This is a genomic window from Methanomicrobium sp. W14 (assembly GCF_017875315.1).
Taxonomy (GTDB): Archaea; Halobacteriota; Methanomicrobia; order Methanomicrobiales; family Methanomicrobiaceae; genus Methanomicrobium.
In genome coordinates, this window is record NZ_JAGGMM010000001.1 from 902051 (window position 1) to 923719 (window position 21669).

Annotated in this window: 23 protein-coding genes; 3 read left to right on the forward strand and 20 right to left on the reverse strand. The window is 44.3% G+C overall.

Annotated elements, in window-relative coordinates:
- Positions 1–102: 102 nt before the first annotated feature.
- The 7 genes from J2128_RS04785 to J2128_RS04815 all read right to left on the reverse strand — a co-directional run bounded on the left by J2128_RS04785 (position 103) and on the right by J2128_RS04815 (position 5622).
- Positions 103–483: a desulfoferrodoxin family protein gene (locus J2128_RS04785; RefSeq protein ID WP_209689961.1), complete on the reverse strand. Its 381-nt coding sequence runs from the start codon at positions 481–483 to the stop codon at positions 103–105.
- Positions 484–507: 24 nt separating this feature from the next.
- A complete protein-coding gene (locus tag J2128_RS04790; RefSeq protein WP_209689962.1) occupies positions 508–1692 on the reverse strand; it encodes an FprA family A-type flavoprotein in 1185 nt (394 codons plus the stop codon).
- Positions 1693–1694: 2 nt separating this feature from the next.
- On the reverse strand, positions 1695–1853 hold the full coding sequence (locus J2128_RS04795; protein WP_209689963.1) for a rubredoxin: 159 nt from the start codon (positions 1851–1853) through the stop codon (positions 1695–1697).
- Between the two features lie 16 nt (positions 1854–1869).
- Positions 1870–2040, reverse strand: coding sequence for a rubredoxin (locus tag J2128_RS04800; protein ID WP_209689964.1), 171 nt, complete (start codon positions 2038–2040; stop codon positions 1870–1872).
- Positions 2041–2307: 267 nt separating this feature from the next.
- Complete coding sequence (locus J2128_RS04805) at positions 2308–4320, reverse strand: DEAD/DEAH box helicase (RefSeq protein WP_209689965.1); 2013 nt, start codon at positions 4318–4320, stop codon at positions 2308–2310.
- Positions 4317–5126 (reverse strand): MarR family transcriptional regulator, encoded by an 810-nt coding sequence (locus J2128_RS04810; RefSeq protein ID WP_394357551.1) that lies wholly within the window; start codon positions 5124–5126, stop codon positions 4317–4319. The genes J2128_RS04805 and J2128_RS04810 overlap by 4 nt, the downstream gene beginning before the upstream one ends.
- Positions 5107–5622 (reverse strand): ArsR family transcriptional regulator, encoded by a 516-nt coding sequence (locus J2128_RS04815; RefSeq protein ID WP_209690206.1) that lies wholly within the window; start codon positions 5620–5622, stop codon positions 5107–5109. Before J2128_RS04815 ends, J2128_RS04810 begins: the two co-directional genes overlap by 20 nt.
- A gap of 171 nt (positions 5623–5793) precedes the next feature.
- Here J2128_RS04815 and hypF point away from each other — a divergent pair, with 171 nt between their 5' ends.
- Positions 5794–8010: a carbamoyltransferase HypF gene (gene hypF, locus J2128_RS04820; RefSeq protein ID WP_209689967.1), complete on the forward strand. Its 2217-nt coding sequence runs from the start codon at positions 5794–5796 to the stop codon at positions 8008–8010.
- 19 nt (positions 8011–8029) lie between these two features.
- Here the strand turns inward: hypF and J2128_RS04825 are convergent, their stop codons facing one another.
- The 10 genes from J2128_RS04825 to J2128_RS04870 form a co-directional block, all read right to left on the reverse strand.
- Positions 8030–8410 (reverse strand): response regulator, encoded by a 381-nt coding sequence (locus J2128_RS04825; protein ID WP_209689968.1) that lies wholly within the window; start codon positions 8408–8410, stop codon positions 8030–8032.
- Between the two features lie 113 nt (positions 8411–8523).
- Positions 8524–9204: a PEGA domain-containing protein gene (locus J2128_RS04830; protein WP_209689969.1), complete on the reverse strand. Its 681-nt coding sequence runs from the start codon at positions 9202–9204 to the stop codon at positions 8524–8526.
- 321 nt (positions 9205–9525) lie between these two features.
- Positions 9526–9840, reverse strand: a complete 315-nt coding sequence (gene rpl12p, locus J2128_RS04835; protein ID WP_209689970.1) for a 50S ribosomal protein P1 — start codon at positions 9838–9840, stop codon at positions 9526–9528.
- A 26-nt stretch (positions 9841–9866) separates the two neighbouring features.
- Entirely contained in the window at positions 9867–10715 is an 849-nt protein-coding gene (locus J2128_RS04840; RefSeq protein WP_209689971.1) for a 50S ribosomal protein L10, read from the reverse strand.
- A gap of 1 nt (position 10716) precedes the next feature.
- Entirely contained in the window at positions 10717–11361 is a 645-nt protein-coding gene (locus J2128_RS04845; RefSeq protein ID WP_209689972.1) for a 50S ribosomal protein L1, read from the reverse strand.
- 94 nt (positions 11362–11455) lie between these two features.
- Positions 11456–11929 carry a 50S ribosomal protein L11 gene (locus J2128_RS04850; protein ID WP_209689973.1) on the reverse strand — a complete coding sequence of 158 codons (474 nt, stop codon included), beginning with the start codon at positions 11927–11929 and terminating at the stop codon, positions 11456–11458.
- 116 nt (positions 11930–12045) lie between these two features.
- The gene (locus J2128_RS04855) at positions 12046–12522 is read right to left on the reverse strand and encodes a transcription elongation factor Spt5 (protein WP_209689974.1); all 477 of its coding nucleotides are present in this window, start codon (positions 12520–12522) and stop codon (positions 12046–12048) included.
- A gap of 29 nt (positions 12523–12551) precedes the next feature.
- On the reverse strand, positions 12552–12725 hold the full coding sequence (locus tag J2128_RS04860) for a protein translocase SEC61 complex subunit gamma (RefSeq protein WP_209689975.1): 174 nt from the start codon (positions 12723–12725) through the stop codon (positions 12552–12554).
- Between the two features lie 10 nt (positions 12726–12735).
- Entirely contained in the window at positions 12736–13857 is a 1122-nt protein-coding gene (ftsZ, locus tag J2128_RS04865; RefSeq protein WP_209690207.1) for a cell division protein FtsZ, read from the reverse strand.
- A complete protein-coding gene (locus J2128_RS04870; RefSeq protein ID WP_209689976.1) occupies positions 13857–15191 on the reverse strand; it encodes a D-aminoacyl-tRNA deacylase in 1335 nt (444 codons plus the stop codon). Before J2128_RS04870 ends, ftsZ begins: the two co-directional genes overlap by 1 nt.
- Positions 15192–15507: 316 nt before the next feature.
- On the opposite strand from J2128_RS04870, the gene ileS reads away from it, so the two are divergent.
- Positions 15508–18663 (forward strand): isoleucine--tRNA ligase, encoded by a 3156-nt coding sequence (gene ileS / locus J2128_RS04875; RefSeq protein ID WP_209689977.1) that lies wholly within the window; start codon positions 15508–15510, stop codon positions 18661–18663.
- 91 nt (positions 18664–18754) lie between these two features.
- Here the strand turns inward: ileS and J2128_RS04880 are convergent, their stop codons facing one another.
- Both J2128_RS04880 and J2128_RS04885 read right to left on the reverse strand, forming a co-directional pair.
- Positions 18755–19489, reverse strand: coding sequence for a tRNA(His) guanylyltransferase Thg1 family protein (locus tag J2128_RS04880; protein WP_209689978.1), 735 nt, complete (start codon positions 19487–19489; stop codon positions 18755–18757).
- Positions 19490–19644: 155 nt separating this feature from the next.
- Positions 19645–19905, reverse strand: coding sequence for a PRC-barrel domain-containing protein (locus J2128_RS04885; RefSeq protein WP_209689979.1), 261 nt, complete (start codon positions 19903–19905; stop codon positions 19645–19647).
- Positions 19906–19958: 53 nt separating this feature from the next.
- Here J2128_RS04885 and J2128_RS04890 point away from each other — a divergent pair, with 53 nt between their 5' ends.
- On the forward strand, positions 19959–21104 hold the full coding sequence (locus J2128_RS04890; protein ID WP_209689980.1) for a CBS domain-containing protein: 1146 nt from the start codon (positions 19959–19961) through the stop codon (positions 21102–21104).
- A gap of 49 nt (positions 21105–21153) precedes the next feature.
- Here the strand turns inward: J2128_RS04890 and J2128_RS04895 are convergent, their stop codons facing one another.
- Positions 21154–21570: a hypothetical protein gene (locus J2128_RS04895; RefSeq protein WP_209689981.1), complete on the reverse strand. Its 417-nt coding sequence runs from the start codon at positions 21568–21570 to the stop codon at positions 21154–21156.
- Positions 21571–21669: the final 99 nt, after the last annotated feature.

Genomic DNA, 21669 nt, shown 5'->3' on the forward strand with positions numbered 1-21669 from the left:
GCTAATTACATTTCTTTTTTAAAAGTACCGGACCAAAGATACGGGCAATAACAGGCACAGAACTTTACAGATAATATATGGAATCAGAATAAAAAAAGGTGTTTATTTTCTGTTTGTCCACAGCTTATGAATATTACAGTATTCTATTGCTTTTACGTCAACACTCCTGCACGGGAAATAGGCAACGGGCTCGTCACCGGGCTTAAGCCAGTGAACCATAACATCATCGCCTTCAATGACTGCTATCATAACTATATGGTGTTCCGGCGTCATCGGGTGAAGAGTCGATCCCACAGTAACTTTTATTCCGGAATCCGTTTTTTCGATTATAGGAACGTGCTTTTCGTTCTTGAAGTCTGCGGTCTGCTCTTCCAGAAGAACCATCGGAACATCACAGCATACAAGCTGTCCCTTACCCCTGTCAATCATCATTACCGTGTTGCCGCACTTTTCACAATGATATACTTCTACTTCTTTTGACATTTTTTATATCCTCCTCTAATTTTTTCAAATGATTTTGTATTCCCTATGCTTATTTAAGATTTCGTCAGACAGTCTGTCAAGAGCCTCAAAATCTTTTTCAGCAGGTGCTCCTTTTATGTAAACAGGCTCCAGAATCTCAACATTAAGTTTGTGAACCATATCCTCAAGGTCTTTTACGGTTTTGCCTCCCCACCCGTATGATCCTATTATTCCAAGGAGTTTTGCTTTCGGCTTGAGAATGCTTGAAAGAAATGCAAGATTCGCAACTTTAGGGTGAGGACCGAAAAGGACAGTCGGCGTTGCAATAATTATCGTTGCAGCATCAATGAGGTCCATCGCAAGAAGTCCTGTATCGACTTTTCCGAGATCATAAGGTCTTACAGATACACCTTTTGAGATAAGTGATTCCGTCAGGTACATAACCATCTTTCTGGTGCTTCCGTGCATCGAGATATAAGGAATTATCACGCGGTTTTTTACGTTGTCAGAACTCCAGTCACGATAAGCGTCCAGTATATATTCCTTGTCGTTATACACAGGGCCGTGACTGGGGGCGATTATTCCAAACTCATACCCTGAAAGCCTGTCAAGGTATTCTGCCACTTTATGCCTGAATGGCATCAGTATTTCGGCGAAATATCTTTTTGCAAGAATATAGTGAGAAATTCTGTCGTCCACAAAAAGACTTCCCGTTGCATAGTGTGCACCAAAAAGGTCACATGTAAACATAATACCGTCCTCTTTCAGGTACGTAATCATAGTATCCGGCCAGTGAACCCATGGTGTTATCAAAAACTCAAGAGTTTTATCCCCAAGACTAAGGGTTTCACCGTCGCCTACGACAATCATCCTTGAATCCGGAATATTATGAAAACTTGCCAGGAGGTCTTTGCATTTCTCGGATGTTATAATTTTAGAGCCCGGGAAAAGTTCAAGAAAGACCGGAAGTGACCCGGAATGGTCCTGTTCTGCATGGTTGACTATAACGTAGTCAATTTTTGACACATTCGAACGGGCAAGATTTGTAATAAATTCCTCCTCAAATTCAGGGTCCACACTGTCTATAAGGACAGTTTTTTCACTTCCAACGACAAGATACGCGTTATAGGTGGTTCCCTCCGGGAGAGGGAGAAGTTCGTCAAATATCTGCCTGTCCCAGTCAATAACACCTACAGAATACACATTTTTACAGATCTCTCTTACTGCCATATTCAACACTCAACAAAACTGGATTTGCCTGCCCCGCAGACCGGGCAGTGCCAGTCGTCAGGAAGGTCTTCAAAAGCAGTTCCGGGCTCAACACCCTTTTCACCCTTTGCGGGATCATAAACATGTCCGCATATCATGCATTTCATTTTTTTATTGCTCATTTCAAAAAAACTCCGTTTAATCTTCTATTTCGATAGGCTCGAATTTGTTCTTTCTGGCACCGCACCTCGGGCATACCCAGTCGTCAGGAAGGTCTTCAAAAGCAGTTCCCTTAGCAATTCCCGATGCCGAATCACCCAGGCGTTCATCATAAATATATCCGCATTTTTTGCATTTCCATACTTTCATAATTATGCCTCAAAAAACCGGAATCTGATGATCCGATCTTTAATGCTTAATTATACGATATGACTTAATAATTTTCTGCCAAAAAAAGCGAAAATATGCCGGAATTATACTGCATAAAAGGAGAAACGCAATAAAAATAAAACAAAGGGTTCTGTTTTCCTTTAAAATCATATTTTGACAAAGGTGAAGTCCCGGACATGCAGCATAAATTAAATCACTGAATCAAAGTTTAAGGACACCAAAATCAAACAGGAATCAGGAAAAAGACTATTTCTTTTCACAACCTTTCTCGCACTCTAGTTCTGCCACAATCTCAACAGGACTTCTGACTTTCTTTACAAGGTAACGAAGCCTCTCAAGTCTTTCGATTCCTATAAAATGCTCTGCCATAACCTTTGCAAATGGCGATAAAACGACCTTCCCGTCCTTTAAAGAGATATACCCTTTCCTTTTAAGCTGAGGATACACATCAGACATCTCACCTACCATTGTAGAGCACATGGACATAAGCCCTCTTTCATCGCCCCTGCATACAACCGCATTTGAGATGTACTCTTCGGATGACTCCTCGTCATCATAGACTGGCGCTACTTCTTCCATCTCGCCTTTCAAAAGACCTATTGCAACTTCCTCTTCGGTAAGTTTTGTATCGTGCGAATAACTTCCTCCGGGTTCTGCCAGTATTACAACCTTTCCAAGGTCGTGATAGTCGGGCCTTCCGGCACGCCCCATCATCTGGCTGAAGTCCTGAACCGTAAGCCATTTGATTCCCATCGCAAGGGCGTCGAATATGACCTGCGACGCAGGAAAATCAACTCCGGCGGCAAGTGCAGCAGTTGTAATAACAGCTGAAATTTCACCTTTTTCAAATTTTTCCTCGATAGCCCTTTTTTCTTTTGCACTCAGACCGGCATGGTAGGCTTCTGCCTGTCTTCCGATTGCATCAGCGATTTCGTGGCATCTGGCCCTTGAATATGTAAAAACAATCGACTGCCCTTTGTAGCCTTTTGAAGACTTGTTCCTGTACTCCTGTGTGACAAGTCTTTTTATTGCCTCAATCTTCTGCTTCCTCTCAAGAAATATCAGGTGCCTTTCGAGGGGGACTGGTCTTTCGTTATATGTGACAAGATTTGCATTGATTTTTTCTGCAAGAAGATGCGGCAGGCCGATTGTTGCGCTAAGGTAGAGAAACTGCGCGTGAGGCGCAATGTATTTCAGTCTTGATATCAGACCGTCAAGCCTGTGACCACGTTCCGGGTCTTCAAGCGTCTGGACTTCGTCTATAACAACAGTACCTATATTTGGAATAGTCCGCCCACGTCTCAGGATATTGTCTATTCCTTCGTATGTCCCGACAATAATATTTGATTTCAGTGTTCTCTTTGCGTTAACCTTGTTTTCGGGAATGTTTATTCTTGAAACACCAGTCTGAAGAGAGACACACAGGAATGGGTACCTCTTTGCAAAACGGCTGTATTTCTGGTTTGCTAGAGCGACAAGCGGAACGAGAAACAGCATGTTGCCACGTCCCTCGGACTGGTTTTTCACTCCGGCCATCTCACCGATAAACGTCTTTCCGCTTGCTGTTGCCGCAACTACAAGCTGATCCTTTCCCTCAAGAAGACCTGCTTCAACGCATAACTGCTGAACAGGCATCAGGTCTTTTACTCCTGAAGCTTCCTTGAACCTCCTGGGAAGAGGAAGCTCTTCAATGTCAGTTGTTTTTGTGACCTTATGCGACTCCAAAACGTCAAATATAGTATTTTTAAGATCTATTCTTTCAGGCTGAACCATTGACAAAACTTTGTCAAGGTCCATGTACATCTCAAGAAGCCTCTCAAGATGAGAAGTTGATATCCCGCCCATTTTGCCCAGAAAGCCAATCTCACGTCTGAGCTCATTTTCGGCGCACTGAAGGCAGATATACTCTTTTCCGTATTTTACAGCATTTTTCTTTTTCAGAGGAGTTATCCTGTTTTCGAGGATACACATACGGCAGGCACGGACATAACCAAAGTTAATCTGCAGATCGTTTAAAAAGGACTCAAAATTTTTGCTCTCGCACGTTAACCGTACATCGGAATTTCTCAAAGCTGAGATAAGCTCCTTTGTAGGCGCATGCGAAAGCTGTCTTTTGCCGGTAATTCTAAGGCGGTAGTTTTTCGGCCGAAAGCCTTTGGATGTCTTTGCAAGTTCCACCGCACCTTCTGCTTCAACAATATGCTTATCATAAAAAAAGAGTTTATAATCGCCGCGCTGCGGGCTGACAATTACTTTCATGAGGTTATCAGATCATGAATGACATAGCGCATACCTGACGATTCAAGCCGTTTTAGAAAATCGGTGAACTCCTCATCAACTATGACTATTGCACTCTCAAGCCCGTGAATCGCGGCTTCTACAACCCCTTCAGCGGCACCGAAGAATATATCAGGCTTTTTACCTGCATTTTTTATTGCAATATCGGCCTCAATACCTACTGCTCCGGTAAATTCCACTTTTTCCAGAATGTCATGAAGAATTTCAGGCGATACCTTTTCAGAACCGCCTCTTTGTATACGCGGAACCTTGCAGACATGAATAAGGCCGTATGAATGATCAATTATTCCTTCAAGATTGGATATTCCGATGTCCATCCCGCTCTTTGCACCGGAAACCGCAGTTCCCTCGGCACTCTGTTCTTTGTATGAAGCATGCAGAAAGCCCTTATTCATGTAAACTCCGACTTTGTCTCCGGCATTTATATTGCAGTCGGCAATTGCAGTCCACACGGAAACCTGCTGCACTATGTCCCTTGTAATATGTTTTGCATAAGATTCAAGAGCTTCCGCGTTATTGATTACCCATTCCACACCCTTCGGGGTGATAACATAACTTCCACGTCCCTGCGACTTGACCATCTCGTCGTCAACAAGTTCACGTATGTACTCGGAAACAGCCTGAGGGGTTACGCCCATTTTAACCGCAATCTCCTGCTGTCTTACTGACGGCTGATGCTCTGCAATTTCTACAAGAATCTGAAACTTAGTGGCCTCTCTTTTACTCCTGAGAATTATATAGAGAGGATCATTCTCCTTTATTTTCAACAAAAACCAACCCCTGTCCTTTTACATCCAGAATCGGCAGGCGTTTGGCAAGACCTTTTATTAGAACAGGACTTACCTCATATTTCCTTGCAAGATCATTCACAGATGTGTTTCCCGCACGTACATCCTTTTCAACCTCGTCAACAAGATTTCTCAATGATTCGTCTGCAGATATTGATATGTTTATTATATCTCCAAGGTCTTCCATCGTACACTGAAAATTAGCACGGAACTTGCTGTATGTAGTTTTATATTCCTTTGAAGGTTTCTCACCTGGTTTTGGCATTCTCCACTGTTCTTCTACCAGATTACCCTTTTTAAGGATGGCAAGACAGTCTTTTACTTTACTCTCATCGTATCCTTCTGAAAGCTCCTTTTCTGTCATCCAGTTTTTACTGAGCAAAACGTACATTTGCTTGAAGTCCGAATCATTAAAAGTAATCAGAAGTGGAACAAGATCCAAAGGATCATTTACTATTCTAATATGCCCCGTCAAAGTAAAAACCCAATAAATATATGTCCTGTAAAGAAATAAAACTATTTCAGGATTGATATAATAAAAAGGGTTATCTCCGGTCATGAACGAAGGACATTATACAGCAAAACCCGGGGAATATTTTTCAGCCCGATCTAAAACGTCATTTCAAAGTGACAGAGCAGGGTACTTATGCGAAAAAACGGTCAGATAATCATTAAAGGCATCGTTCAGGGGGTGGGGTTCAGACCTTTTGTATATTCTCAGGCTGCAAAATACCAGATATCCGGCAGCGTCAAAAACCTGGGTAGTGAAGTCAGGATAAACGCATTCGGGGACAAATTTGAGGACTTTCTGTCATCATTATATGCAGGGACACCCCTTTCAAAAATAGACAGCATAACAGTTACTGAGGCAAAAGAGGAGGCCCCAAAAGGCTTTCGCATAGAAAAAAGCTCTGAAGGGAGCCTTTCAGGTTTCATTCCCCAGGATGTTGCCATATGCAAAGAATGCATATCCGATATATTTAAAAAAGGAGGCAGATATGAAAACTACTGGGCTACGTCCTGCGTCAACTGCGGGCCAAGGTATAGCATAATAAAGGAGGTCCCTTATGACAGGGAAAGGACAACAATGGATAATTTCCCTATGTGCCCGGAGTGCTCTGAAGAATACTCGGACCCTCATTCAAGAAGGCACCATGCCCAGACAATAGCCTGCGAAAAATGCGGTCCTGCACTCTCCCTGCTTGATAAAAACGGAAATAATATCCAGACCGCAGACCCGATAGAAAAAACAGCATGCCTTCTTGATTCCGGAAAAATAGTTGCAATAAAAGGGATTGGGGGATTTCATATAGCATGCTGCGGCGAATCCGCCCCCAGATTAAAGCAATGCCTTGGGAGGTCAGAACAGGCTCTTGCAATAATGGCAAAAGAAGATTTTATCCAAAAGATTGCAGAAGTCAGTGATTCGGAAAAAGAAATTCTTAACAGCCCAGAACACCCGATAGTAGTGCTCTACAAAAAAAAGCATGACTCTTATATGGATATAAGCAACCTTGACACGATAGGGTGCATGCTTCCTTACAGCGGACTTCACCACCTTATTTTTTCAAAACTTAAAAGCCCGTATCTTATAATGACAAGCGCAAACGCACCTGGTAACCCCATGGTAACAGAGACGGAAGAGGCAATCCTAAAGCTTGACAGGTGCGTTGACTTCTTCCTGACGCACAACAGGCATATACAAAACCGCTGTGACGACTCAGTAGTAAGAGAGGGTTACCTTATAAGGCTTTCACGCGGGTATGCCCCTAAAAGAACGGCAGTCGACCTTGGGAAAAAATGTATTCTCGGTGCAGGCCCCGAACTATATTCCAACATTTCTGTATACAAGCAAGGGTTTTGCTGCACATCACCTCACATTGGAAACATTACAAACCCTTCAACACTTGAATACCTTGAAAAAACTGTTGAAAATCTTAAAAATCTGACCGGCTCAAAATTTGATCTGATAGCACATGACCTGCATCCGCAGTTCCTTTCAACCAGATTTGCAAAAACACTTGCAGAAAAAACAGGTGCCAAGACATTTGCAGTACAGCACCATAAGGCCCATATCGCAGCGGCAATGCAGAAAAACGAGGCATGTATAGGAATTGCGCTTGACGGAGTCGGCCTAGGCGATGACGGAACAATCTGGGGAGGCGAAATTTTTGCAGGTGATCTATGTTCTTTAAAACGGGCTGCTCACCTTGAGACTGTAAAAATGCCCGGCGGAGACCTTGCAACAGAATTCCCTGAAAGGATGCTTTACGGAATAATGCCCACAGACGACGTTAAAGACCTCCTTTTCTCGCGTGGATGGAAAGAAAACGAAATTCACATTCTTGACAGACAGATAAAGACAGGATTCAATGTTCATATGACAAGCAGTGCCGGAAGAATACTTGACGCTGCATCTGCTCTTCTTGGAATATGCCGCAGAAGAACATATGAGGGAGAGCCTGCGATGAAACTTGAAGCGGCCGCATCGGGTGGTAAAGCGGAAAACTGGGACTTAGAGGTATCAGAAAAAGACGGATGCTTCGTCTTATCTACAACCGACCTTCTGAAAAAGGCTTACGAAAGCACCGGCAGGCTTTCCCTGCCTGATATTGCTGCTTCAATCCAGTATAACCTTGCAAAAAATTTTGCAAAAATTGCAACAGATCTGGCTGAAAATTATGAAACCAAAAACGTCGCACTTTCAGGAGGAGTCTGCATAAATCACATAATAAGAGAGACAATAAAAAATGAAATCAGCAAAGCCGGCCTGAAACTTATTATCAACAGAGAATACCCGTTCGGAGACGGGTGCATATCCTATGGCCAGTGTATATACGCAGGATACAATTATGATAAATAAAACAGGTTTATAAATCGCTTTAACTTAGTGCTTCCCTGACAATATTCAGCAGATTTTCAGAACGGAACGGTTTTTTAAGAGCACCGCAAAATCCGTATTCTTTTGGTTTGTCCATCGCACCCTGAGCTGAATCTCCGCTTGTGATAATTACTTTAATATCAGAGTCTATTTCTCTCATAGGACCCACTATTTCCTTTGCGCCGACATCACCAGGCACTGATACATCCAGTATCGCCATGTCAAATTTATCTCCCGAATCGTAGTTTTTACTAAATATATCAAGCGCCTGCGAACCTGTACTTGAACATACGACATTATAACCGCCTCTTGTCAGAAACAACTTCATTATATCAAGAATCGGTGATTCGTCATCCATCAAAAGAATTTTTGAGCTTGCCATAATGATACCCCCAAAGCGCCATCACATTTTGCATTTCAAATGCGGCTCTCTATAAAGATATTATCACGATTTATATTGAAACTTGCTGTCAAAGAACTAAAAATAGTATAAGATTAGTTTTTCCTTGAAAACACTGCAAATCCCAGCACTGCAATAAACAGTCCGGAAATTACCGTCAGAACAGAAATAGGTGTTGATGTCGGGGTTGTTTCAGGCGTAAGCGTTGCGTGAAGCTTAACGGTGTCACCTTCTGAAGGATAGTCTGTTATCTGGGAAGTAAACGACGTATAACCATCTTTTTTGACAGTATAGGTTGTATAAGGCGTTGCTGTCGTATATACCTGCACTGTAAGTTCACCGTTTGAAGTCACACCTTTGTAGTCGTCATTGAAGTAGACTGATGCGCCGTCAACATTGCAGTATACAGTATAATAACCCACGTCACCGCCGATAAGAGTAGGCAACGGAGTGGGGACAGGGTTTAAAGTTGCATAAATGTCCTGTGTCTCTCCAGCTGCAGGGTACCCTGAAATATCCTGGCTCCAAGTCCCGTATCCGTTCTTTTCAACGGTTATGGTCTTGTATGGCGTTGCTGTCGTGTAAACGGGCACGGTGAGGATATTTGAATACGTCTCTCCCTTGTAATCACTGTCAAAATAAACTGATGCACCGTCAACATTGCAGTGAATGTTAAACCATGCTTCGTCTCCCCCGACCGTTGCTGCAACAGCAGCAACAGGTGCCAAAGAAACAAGCAGCCCGAAGAACATTATCATTGCTATTACTTTTTTCATAAAATCACCCATAATTTGTTAGTGATAGACTCTATTGAAATCTCAACAGATATAAGTTTATCTAAAATATTATATCCATACTTTGCTAGATTCGTGTTTAATTTTACGGAAGAGTTAATAATCAGTCGAAATTAACAGGACTTAAACATGCAAATATGTAAGTAAAAAATGTACTCGCACTGCAATAAAAAGAAATGACAAAACCAAGAAATCCAAAATGGAGTATAACTTTGCGTAAAATTACAGAAACTTACAATAGTTGCGTTAAAACAGACAATAATAGTCTCTATTATCAGTGATTTTTAATTTAAAAAAAAGGATTTATCCAAAGAGTGCTCCGAGACCGGCCATGCCGCTCTCTTCCTCTTCTTCTTTCTCCTTTTCCTTGTCCTCTTCCTCGGCTGCTGCCTCTGCAGGAGCTGCCGCTGAAGCCGCTGCTGCCGCAACAGGTGCGGCTGCAACTGCTGATTTCTCTATTGCCTCAGCTATGTCAACTCCGTCAAGAGCTGCAATAAGTGCCTTGACACGGCTGTCGTCAACTGCGATACCTGCTGCAGTCATAACTTTTGTGACTGCTTCTTCTGTTATTTCCTTTCCTGCGCTGTGCAGAATAAGTGCTGCGTAGATGTACTCCATTTTATTCACCAATTTTTATTATTTTTTTACTCGACAAGCGATTTCACTGCGAGTGATTCTCTCTGTGCACGTCCTATAATCAATTCAACAACATCCTTCTCATAGATTGCCGCTTCAACTGCCAGGTTCTTGGCTTCACGAACTGCCTTGCCGATAATCGCACCGGCAGTTGTAGCAGTCGGATATGCTGCATTGACAGACAGGTTAAATGCCTGCTGTGCTGCGAGAATAATATTGTTGAAGTACTCCGTCTCATCAATTGCCAGCGTGCCCGGCTCGAAGAACGTTCCGTCGTAAAATGCAATCTGAAGACTGAGACCTACGTCTATAGGTCTGATGTCAAGCTTGGACAGAACATCAGCCATCTTTTCATTGATCTCTTCACCTGCTTTTACTACGGTTTTCGTTTCGCGAATTACTACCTTGCCGCTTTCAATGGCAGCCGGAATTCCTGCCTGCTGCAGTGTACCGACAATAGGTCCCGGCGGAAACGCTGTAGGACCTTTGGAGATAACGACATCCTCCGGCGCTGTATCACCGGGTTTTGCCACCATCTTTGTCATGGTATCCTGAAGCTTTCTGTAGAGTTTAAACGGATTTTCGTTTGTATAGATCATCGCACTCTGACCGTCAATATATCCGGCGGTTTTTCCGATCTCTCCTCCGAGCTCGGAGAATGCATGCTCAATAAGAGTGTTCCTTGTCATCTTGAGCACTGCCAAACCGCGAAGATTGCGGCGCATCTGCTGAAGCTGACTTGCCGGAATACCGTGCAGGTCAACAAGACCCGTAAGCTTGTACTCCTTTGAGAACCTGATGATCTCCTCTACTTCATCCCTTTTCCACTGCGGGAGGTGATGTGTATACAATACCATATTACATCATCCTCACTGCAGGGCCCATGGATGTTTTAACATATACAGAGCGAATGTTCATTGTCCCACTTTCAAGGTTGGATTCAACTTTTTTCATGACAGCATCAATGTTTTCCGCAACGTCTTCAGCAGACATACTTACGGAGCCGACCCTGACATGAAAAGTCTTTTTGTCTTTGGAACGGAATTTCACCGAATTCCGGAGACGCTCGACAATAGGTGTTATATCCATTCCCTGAGGGATAGGCTGAGGCATTTTGCCACGCGGACCGAGCCTTGTACCTAAATAACGCCCTACAAGCGGCATCACAGGTGTTTCGGCAAGGAAAAACATATATTCTTCAGCCATTTTCCTGGCTTCGCGTGGTTCTCCTCCCAGACGCTCTATCTCTTCCGGCCCTATGATGAGTTCTACATTTGCAGCTTTTGCCTGCGTGGTGATATCTCCCTTTCCAAGAACGGCGATCTTCTGGACACGTCCCGTTCCCTTCGGCAGAAGCATAGTCTCATCTATACGGTTCTTTGGCTGCGTCATATCGATGTTCTTAAGGTTGAATGTCAATTCAACACTTTCAGTGAACTTTCGTTTAGGCGCCTTTTCAATAGCCTCGTTCAAGGCCTTTAGAATCTGGACCCTTTCAACCATCTTTTACCTCCATAGTTCAGCGACCCGCAAAAAAGATTTACTTTTATTAAAATCTTTTTGCCGTGCGAATCTTCTATGGGTTTTCATAGCCTATTCATGCGAGCTGGCTGTCGTATTCACCCGCATTTATGAGAGCAAAAACATCTTTCGGGTTTTTGCCGTCAACAGTTACTCCGACACTTACACACGAACCAATAACTTCCTTTACGGCAGTTTTAATTTCGTATGAGAGCATATCGTCAAACTTCATGCGTGCAATACGGACAGCAGCTTCAAACGGCAAATCTCCCACTTTATTGTTATTCGGTTCTCCTGAACCTTTCTCAATACCGCACTCCTTCATAATAAGTGCGGTCGCGGGGGGAACACCAACGGTTATTGTGAAGTTCTTCTTGTCGTCAACCTCTACTTTAACAGGCACCTGCATGCCGTTAAACTCAGAGGTCTTCTTGTTGATCTCGTCAACAACTGCCTTCACATTAATACCGAGAGGTCCCAGTGCAGGTCCCAGTGGGGGACCAGCAGTAGCTTTGCCGCCGGGTACCAATACCTCGACTACTTCTCCCATTTTATATCACCTTTGCTTGTCAGTGAAGGAAATTTTTTCCATACACCAAGCTTGGGTCTTAAAATGTTAAACTTAAAATAATTTAAATGTATCAATAAAGAATTGTCAAAAAAATATTAGTCCTGATTTTTGTCGATTACGCGCACATTGTCTCCGCGTACAGTAATCGGTATAGGAACCATGCTTTCATAGAGTTCAACCGTAATCTCTTCCTTGGAGGTGTCTACTCTCTTGACTACAGCCTTCTCTCCCTTGAAAGGCCCTGCTATAAGCTCAACAATTGTCCCCTCGTCAATTCCTGAGACAACAGGCTTTGGAACAAGGAAATGTTCAATCTCATGAAAAGAAGTCTCTCCCTTCACCACTGCACGCGCATTCGGAACCATTTCGCGAAGCTGCTCCATACGGGCTATCGGGTCAGGGCTTTCAACAAGAACATATCCTTTAAGCTCGTCCGGTGCCATAATGGCGGCTACGTGAATCTCATCGTGATCCTCAAGAACCTTTACAATATTATCAACGACCGTCCTTTCCTGTTTTGCGGTCGTCTTTATTGCATAAATTCTGTTATTAGTCTCATTCTCGTCGCTCATTTCCAAAATCCTTTAAAAATGTAAGTATTTCATGGAAGAAGAAGAATTACTTCATATATTATAAAGCCCATAAGCCCGATAAGTGCAATTCCTGCGGCCGCTACAAGGCCGATTTTCTGAAATTCATCCCTTGACGGAGTCCTTGCAAGTTTAAGGACACGCCAGTATTTTTTGAAGAGTTCTTCATCAACTTTAAATGCCATATGTATCTACTCACCTGAGAAAGTCTATATCATATTCGCGCTCGGGGGATTTATTACTATTATTGAGATCCTCACTTCTGCCGTATATCTGCGGGGAGCTGACACCGGTCACAACAAGCATTGTGCGCATGCGGTGCTGCATATCCGGGTCGACCTGCGCACCCCAGATTATGCGTGCATCCGGGTCTATACGTTCATAAACTTCCTGCACAACGCCTTCGGCTTCCTCCATTGTCATATCAGGACCGCCGACGACGTTTACAAGAGCGGCTGTGGCATTTGAGATATCAACATCAAGAAGAGGCGACCTGAGAGCCTTTTTAACCGAATCCGCGGCTTTGTCTTCGCTGTCACTCTCACCCATTCCAATCATTGCAACACCTCCGCGCTCCATTACCGTACGAACATCAGCAAAATCAAGGTTTACAAGTCCGGGCTGGGTGATAAGTTCGGTTATCCCTTTTACTGCCCTCATTAAGACTTCATCAGAAACCTTGAAAGCTGCATGAAGCGGAAGCCTCGGGACGACCTCCAGAAGCCTGTCGTTAGGAACCACAATTACTGTGTCCGCGACGTCACGCAGGCGTTCAAGACCGGCTTCTGCGTTTTCAAGTCTTATTGCGCCTTCCGCCCTGAACGGGAGAGTGACAATTGCAATCGTAAGAGCTCCCTGGTCACGTGCAGCTTTGGCAATCACAGGTGCAGACCCCGTACCTGTTCCTCCTCCGAGTCCTGCCGTGATAAAGACCATATCACTGTTCGCAAGCTTTGAACGAATTTCCTCCTCATTTTCAAGTGCAGCCTCTTCGCCGACCTGCGGGACAGAACCTGCGCCAAAACCTTTCGTTCGCTGGCGGCCGATAAGAATCCTGTAATCAGCCTTCGTTCTTATAAGGTGCTGGGCATCGGTGTTAACCACAAAAAGTTTTGCACCTTCGATACCCTCCTCGGCCATGCGGGTAACAGTATTCGATCCGCCGCCGCCGCATCCCACAACGGATATTTCTGTACGAAGCGACTTAAGAATCTCCTCTAATTCCTCGTCATTTTCATGCGAGCTGTCGACTATCATTTCTGTGTCGGCCGCTTCGGCGTTTGCCCTGCTTAGCGCCTCTTCAACAATTGACTTCATCATAGGTATTTCTCCAACCCCGGTATATGAATAACCTTTTCACTGCATTTTGAGACCATGGCAGGAGTTATCAGTCTGTCTTCCGCCATTACATCAAAACCCGCGGCAAGCTTTCCAAAGAACGGGCCCTTTGGCACCCCCAGTTCAGCCGCCTTTGCAGGATCAAATCTGATCTTTCTAATTACCATATGATCATCAATGACTGCCGTGTTCTTATCTTTGTGTAAGGTTTTAACACACAAAGATATTAAATCATTTATTGTCTGTAATCTATTTTCCTCATAGGTGATAAAAATTGGGAGCATTCTGCCTGTTTTTGATGTAAGATATGCAGAATTCATGTTTTCAACCCCCTCAATAACGTATTTTTCATCGAAAGACAGGGCAGCTTCAAGAAGGTCTCCGTTAATTTCCACGAAAACCAGATTTTTTCCCTCCAAAAGCCCTTTAAGGTGAATTCTGCACCCCGGACTTATACTCTGTGAAAAGTCTTTTAATTTTAGATACTCTTTCCATGAAATACTCCCCATATCCTTTATCTCATTTTCAGAAAGGTAAGGTATACCTTCTCCTTCAAGGATTTTTTCGATTCTTCTGACATCGTTTTTGTTAAGCGCCTTTTTATCGATATAACAGGCATCAGCAGACGACATCTCAACCATCAGTTTTACAAGACGGCTGTCAAGGTTTTTCACTTCCCTTGTATGCGCAATATGTCCAAAAGCACCGCTGGAGCACAATGCAATTTCTGTTTCCCTTGCGGCATAGTGATTTCCACCGAAACCCGCAAGTTTTATTGCACAGGACGGGCAGCTTCTAAGCGACTCAAGAACAGAACGTGCCACAGCACGACCTGCATCATCGTTAGTCCACTCTTCTTCAGTACTTCCGATTTCAACAAAACATGAAGGCGTTTTAAGATCAGTCGGACCGTGATGCGTCACTTCATAAGATACCTTAAATCCTTCAGGTGCCCTTTTATTCATTTCAATTAACACTGAGTGCATAAATAACGGCGCCGCACGGGAAAGCTCCCCTTTTTCCCCTCCCAGAAGCGCTTCGCTGTAGTTTCCGGTTACATGAACAGTGAGTGCGGGAACAGGATTTTTGCTGGTATGACGGGATATGAATATTATAAGATCTGAACCGACTCTTTCATCAAGTGATTCTTCATATATGAGGCGGCCTTTCGTTTCAACAAAAAAAAGGTCGTGGCGGTTGTATTCTATATAAAAGTCTCCTGAAACATCAGGACTGTCCAGTTCCAAAAGCAGATGCTTTCTGATATTTTTGCCTGCTTTGTCTTCTTTTGAATTTATTATGGCTATCTTCATGCTTGCAGACCTTTTAGAATTATTATTCAGCAGTATCAGGTCAGATACAGTGACTATTACGCCCGGTACAATCGTTCACTTTAGGTTAATAGATTACAGGGCACATTTAATTTAACTTTACTGAAGAACAGGAGGAGAAAACCGACGAAGACTTTTTGAGCCGGAACAAACCTATAATTTCTCCCGTAAGCCCCGGAGTTTGCCAGTCCTGTGCAGGGTTCCATGAAGTTTATCTCTCTTTACACAGACCCCATTTTCTCAAAAATTCTATCTTAAAAGAATCACATACATTAATGGACTATTTGAGGGATCGTATTTGAAAGAGGTTGCAAGCAGTTACAATGCCACAGAGGTGGAAAAGGAGGTCCAGGACTACTGGAACTCTGAAGACACCTACAAAAAGGTAAAAGAACTTAGAAAAGACGGAAAAGATTACTTTTTCGTGGACGGCCCCCCGTACACGACAGGAAATATCCACCTCGGAACTGCATGGAATAAAATTTTAAAGGATACAATACTGCGCTACAAGCGTATGCAGGGAAGAAACGTCACAGACCGTGCAGGTTACGATATGCACGGTCTTCCTATTGAGGTGCGCGTTGAAAACGAGCTGGGTTTTAAGTCAAAAAAGGACATTGAAACATTCGGAATCTCAAAATTCATTGAGAAATGCAAGAGTTTTGCAATAACCCACAAGGACCTCATGTCGGAGCAGTTCAAAAGCCTCGGCATATGGATGGATTTTGACAACCCTTACCAGACGGTAAAGCCTGACTATATCGAGGCCGCATGGTGGGCCCTTAAAAAAGCGGATGAAAAGAAACTTCTTGAGACAGGATACCGTGTCGTCAACTGGTGCCCGCGCTGCGAGACCGCCATTGCCGACTCAGAGGTCGAATACTGGGACGAGGAAGACCCTTCAATATATGTAAAGTTCCCGGTTAAAGGAAAGGACAACGAGTACCTCGTCATATGGACAACAACTCCGTGGACACTGCCTGCAAACGTGGCAGTTGCAGCCGGAAAGGACTTTGTCTATGCAAAAGTTGAGGCTGTAAAGGAAGGCAAAAAGGAGAGACTATGGATTGCTGACGAACTTGCAGAAGATGTCCTTAAAAAAGGAAGGTACTCGGACTTCTCAGTTCTTGAAAAGAAGACAGGTGCGGAACTTGCCGGAATGGAATATGAGTCGCCTCTCGCAGACTTCGTCCCGGTCCAGAAAACAGTCAGCCACAAGGTTGTTACCGCATCCCACGTTGTCCTTGACAACACCGGTCTCGTCCACACGGCACCGGGACACGGGTGGGACGATTACCTCGTCGGACTAAAGGAAAATCTGGATATTCTGTGCCCTGTCGACGGAACGGGAAAATTCACCGCGGATGCAGGTGAATTTGCAGGACTCTATGTAAGGGACGCAAACGAAAAGGTGATAGAGGCGCTAGGGGATTACCTTCTCCGCAGGATGAAGATTGTCCACCGCTACGGGCACTGCTGGAGGTGCAAGACTCCTATTATAAACCGTGCAACGCAGCAGTGGTTCATTGCAATACCAAAAATCAAGCAGCAGATGCTCGACGAGATTGCAAAGGTCAAATGGTACCCGGAGTGGGCAGGAAGCGCGAGGTTCCATGACTTTGTGGCAGACGCACGCGACTGGTGCATATCCCGCCAGCGCTACTGGGGTATACCGATTCCGGTATGGAAATGCGACAAGTGTTCAAATTATCACGTATTCGGCACGATGAAAGAGCTGAATGAAAAAGCGGGCTCAAGCATTACCGATCCCCACAGGCCGTACGTCGATGAAGTGACATACAAATGCGAGTGCGGCGGCACGATGAGACGCGTGGAGGATATCTTTGACGTATGGTTTGATTCCGCAATGGCCTCATGGGCTACTATAGGATTCCCCGGCAAAACAGACGATTTCGAAAGACTCTGGCCTGCTGACTTCATAACCGAAGGCCAGGACCAGACACGCGGATGGTTTTATTCCCAGCTCGGCGCATCTACAATAGCGTTTGACCGCGCCCCCTACAAAAGCGTAATGATGCACGGGTTCTCGCTTGACGCGGACGGTCGAAAGATGTCGAAATCACTCGGTAACTCCGTTTCACCTGATGAGGTAGTAGAAAAGGTAGGTATCGATGTCCTCAGGCTTTACGTCCTTTCGTCAAACGCACCATGGGATGACCTTAAATTCAACTGGGACAGCGTAAAGACGGTTAACCGTGCCGCAAACATTCTCTGGAATGTCTACCGTTTCCCCCTGCCCTACATGATACTTGACTCCTTTTGTCCTGAAACGGGAGACGAAGGGGTATGGAGAGGGGACTATATCCGCAAAAACCTTTCTTCAATGCCAGATGAGGACAGGTGGATTGTGTCCCGCATCAATACGCTGTGCCGCGATGTAACCGGGTTCACAGACACCTGCGAGCTTCACAGGGCTTCGCGTGCAATAATCAACTGCATACTTGAGGACATATCACGCTGGTATGTCCAGCTTGTGCGTGCAAGAATGTGGCTTGAAGAGGACGCTGTAGAGAAGGTACAGGCATACGAGACGATGTATTACGTCATGAGAATACTTTCGGGTCTTCTTGCACCATTTGCACCACATATTGCAGAAAAGATATACCGTAACCTCAGGACGGAAAACGACCCCGCAAGCATTCATATGAACGACTGGTATGATGGTGACGAGTCACTTTGCGACCCTGACCTTGAAAAGGAGATGGACATCATCAGGTCATACGACGAATCAGTTGCAACGGCAAGACAGGAAGGCAAAAGAAAGCTCCGCTGGCCTGTATCCGAGGTAATCGTTCTTACCGGTTCAGACATTGTTGAAAAGGCCGTGACGCGCTTAAATGAGATGTGCAGGCAGCGCGCCAATGCAAGAAAAGTGTCTGTAGTCAAAGGGCACTGGGACAAAATGGGAGTGTCTGCGCAGCCCAACATGCGTGCGATAGGGCCTGAATTCGGCAAAGAAGGTCCAAAGATAAAGGCTGCAATAGAAGGATGCAATGCTGCGGAACTTAAAAAAGAGATTGAAAATACAGGCAGCGCATCAATCGAAGGCCATATAATAACAGATAAACACGTCAGTTTCCTGGAGACTATGCCGGAAGGCATATTCAGCGCTCCTATGACTGATGCAACGGTATGTGTTGACGTAAATCTTACCGATGACCTGAAAGCCGAAGGATATGCACGCGAGATAATCAGAAGGCTTCAGGAGATGAGAAAACAGCTGGGCCTGAATGTAGAAGATTCCATATCCGCATATGTCAGCATCGGCGACGACAAACTTACGGAAGAACTTCAGTCATGGAAGGAAACCATTGCAGGAGAGGCCCGTGCGGAAAAATTCTCCCTGAAAGACGCAATCCCGGACAGCGAAAGTCTTGTAAAGGAGTGGACTGTCGAAGGCATCCCTATGAAAATGTCAGTCTCAAAGATCTGAATATTACAAAAAATAAATGTAACTTAAATAACTTTTTTATCAGGCTTTTTTATCAAGACGACAGGCCCAAAAAATATGATTTAATTGTTCTTCAGGAGAGATTTGAGATTAAACGGTAAAGGTAGTCTTCACCGTCAGGTTCGCTGAAAAGGGGCACAGAGAGGTCACGGACAACCCTTTTTCTCTGTGCCTTAACCTCGGTTTTTTCCACCGGGTTATACCCTGTTTTCATGTATGTCTCTTTATGTACAACAACCCCGCGCCTCTGCCACGAAGGAGTCTTTGAAAGGTTGATTTCCCTCTCATGCATCATCTCATGCATCGCTGCGGACTTCATGCCTTTGAGCCTGCGTGCAGCCTGTACCGGAGTCATGCCTTCGGCAATCAGTGCATGCTGGCAGTAGGCATTCATGTGGTTTCTCCAGGCTTCCTTCTGGCGCCATGAAAAATATTCGCAGATATTTTCACGGCCAAGGACCACCACTCTCGAATCAAAGGAGACTGGTTCATCAAGCCCCATAAGAAGAGTGAAAGCGCTTGACGCATAGGCCGCACATACGGAGTCAATTTTTTCGATCCTTCCGTTGAAAGGGAGAACAGAAAAAAAGAGACTTATCTCATCAGAAAAAGTGTACGCAAAATCCGGATCAAGACCGCTTTTTGAGAGGATATATTCGCAGACAGTGCACATTGCATCATTAAAACCGCTGTCATAAGGTTTCTCAAGTTTAATCCCTGCGGTAAGACCGTGAAAAGACCTGCCATCAAGTCTTACGACGACAGGCGGAACTATAGAAAGACAACTGAATATTTCCCGGTTCTGCATACAACCAACAGATTTCTGCTTATAAGAGAATCAAAACGCGGATTCCCCGCAAAGTCAGGTTTATGGTTTCCAATTTTTTTCTTCTGCGGCTTTACCTTCACCTGAAAAGACGCAAAAGGACACAATTAATCTTTTCGGACATTTATACGTTTATGTCATTCCGCATCCTTTGAGGGGAACATATTTGAAAAATGCCTGATTATGATTACATCACCTATCGACCTTACTATCCTGTAAGGGACCTTTATACCTTTAAAACCTTTCAACTGCAGGAGTTCAGGGTTTAGATCGCTCACGGCAAGGGAATCTATTTTTTTCGTATCCACATTAAGCACTGCGTCATCAACGATTCCTACACGGACCGCCTTCTCCGTGTATACTTCCATCCCAAAAAGCTCTGTAATCTGTGTCTTCATTATAATCAACTCAAGGTATAATACTTAAAAGTTAAAAATATAATCTTTCCCTAATGGCAGACTCATTACAAATCGGTACCATAGCCGGAATTCCCATAAAGCTGCACTTCACATTTCTGCTTGTAATACCGCTTTTTGCTTTTATTATAGGATATCAGATCGAATACACCATAATCTTTCTGGAAGAGGTATTCGGAATACAAAACATCAACACTTCCCTGATTACGGGAGGTTTTATGCCTTATACTCTTGGAGTTGTCGTCACACTAAGCCTCTTTGCAGGCGTTCTCCTTCATGAACTGTCCCACTCGGTCGTCGCAAAGAAAAATGGGCTTAATGTAAGCAGTATTACTCTTATGATTCTCGGTGGAGTCGCATCGATTGACCAGGGAAAAAGCCCCGACCCAAAAGTAGAGCTTCCTATGGCAATCGCAGGTCCGGTTGCAAGTTTTGTCATAGGTGCAGCAGCATCACTTGCCGCGTACCTGTCATATGAGTTTATACCGTACCCGGCCGTTGCGGGGCTTATGTTCTACGTTTTCGGCTACCTGGGCGTCTTAAACATCCTGCTTTTTCTCTTCAACCTCATTCCGGCATTTCCAATGGACGGGGGAAGAGTCCTGCGTGCCCTTCTTGCAAGAAGACTTCCGATATATCAGGCAACAAAGATTTCAGCAGACATAGGCCGTGCTTTTGCAGTTATATTCGGCATATTCGGTATCTTCGTCCTCAACCCGATTCTCGTGATAATTGCCATTTTCATATACCTGGGAGCAGGCCAGGAGGCGGAGATGACAAAATTCAACGAACTTTTAAGGGATGTAAAGATAAAGGAAGCGATGACGTCCCCTGTTATCACGGTTGAGCCTGACATGCGGGCCGAAGAGATAATAAACCTGATGTACTCTACAAAGCACCTGGGTTACCCGGTAACCGACAGGGGAAGCATTGTCGGAATGATAACACTTTCAGACATATCAAAGGTGTCAGGAATCGACCGTGAAGCAATGATTGCAAGGGACATAATGACAAGGGATGTAATCGCTCTTACCCCCGAAGCTATGCTGTCAGATGCAATGAGAATAATGTCACTGAAAAACATAGGAAGAATCCCTGTTGCCGGAGAAGACGGGACCGTCCTCGGGATAGTCACAAGGACTGACATTTTAAGGTTCATTGAGCTAAGGGAGATTTCATAGGCCTTAAACAGTAAACATCCCTGAAAAATTTAGAAACTGGATGCTTTTTTTAGCGGCAAACCTTCCCGGAACCCGATTTATCAGCCACATTCCCGGCTATGTACCCTGCTGCAATGCTCATCGCCGGTATAGACAGATATCTGACCCCGACTGTCCCAAACCAGGTCAGCGGATCTTCACCGAATAGTGCACATAAAACAACCAAATCCAGTACCCAGTCTGCAAAAAGAACGACTGTACCAAAGATGACTCCTGACATGAAAAAATCAGAGTCAATACATTTGTAATACCACACAAGAAGCAGTGCACCGGCAATGCTCCCAGATACGATCATTATCGATTTGAACACGAATATGTCAATGTTAAGGCCGTTTTCAGAATAAAACGGAAGGGAAAGAAGAAAGCATATCAGCCAGATAAGGACGCCGGATATCACTGCATTTTTAAACCTGTTATTTAACCTCATGCAGGATAAATGCTGTTTTTTTAAATATAACACCGTCACATCTCACACGGAGGAGTCTTTGAAAGAAAAGCAAAAAAGAATCATAAATCAGATTTCTGA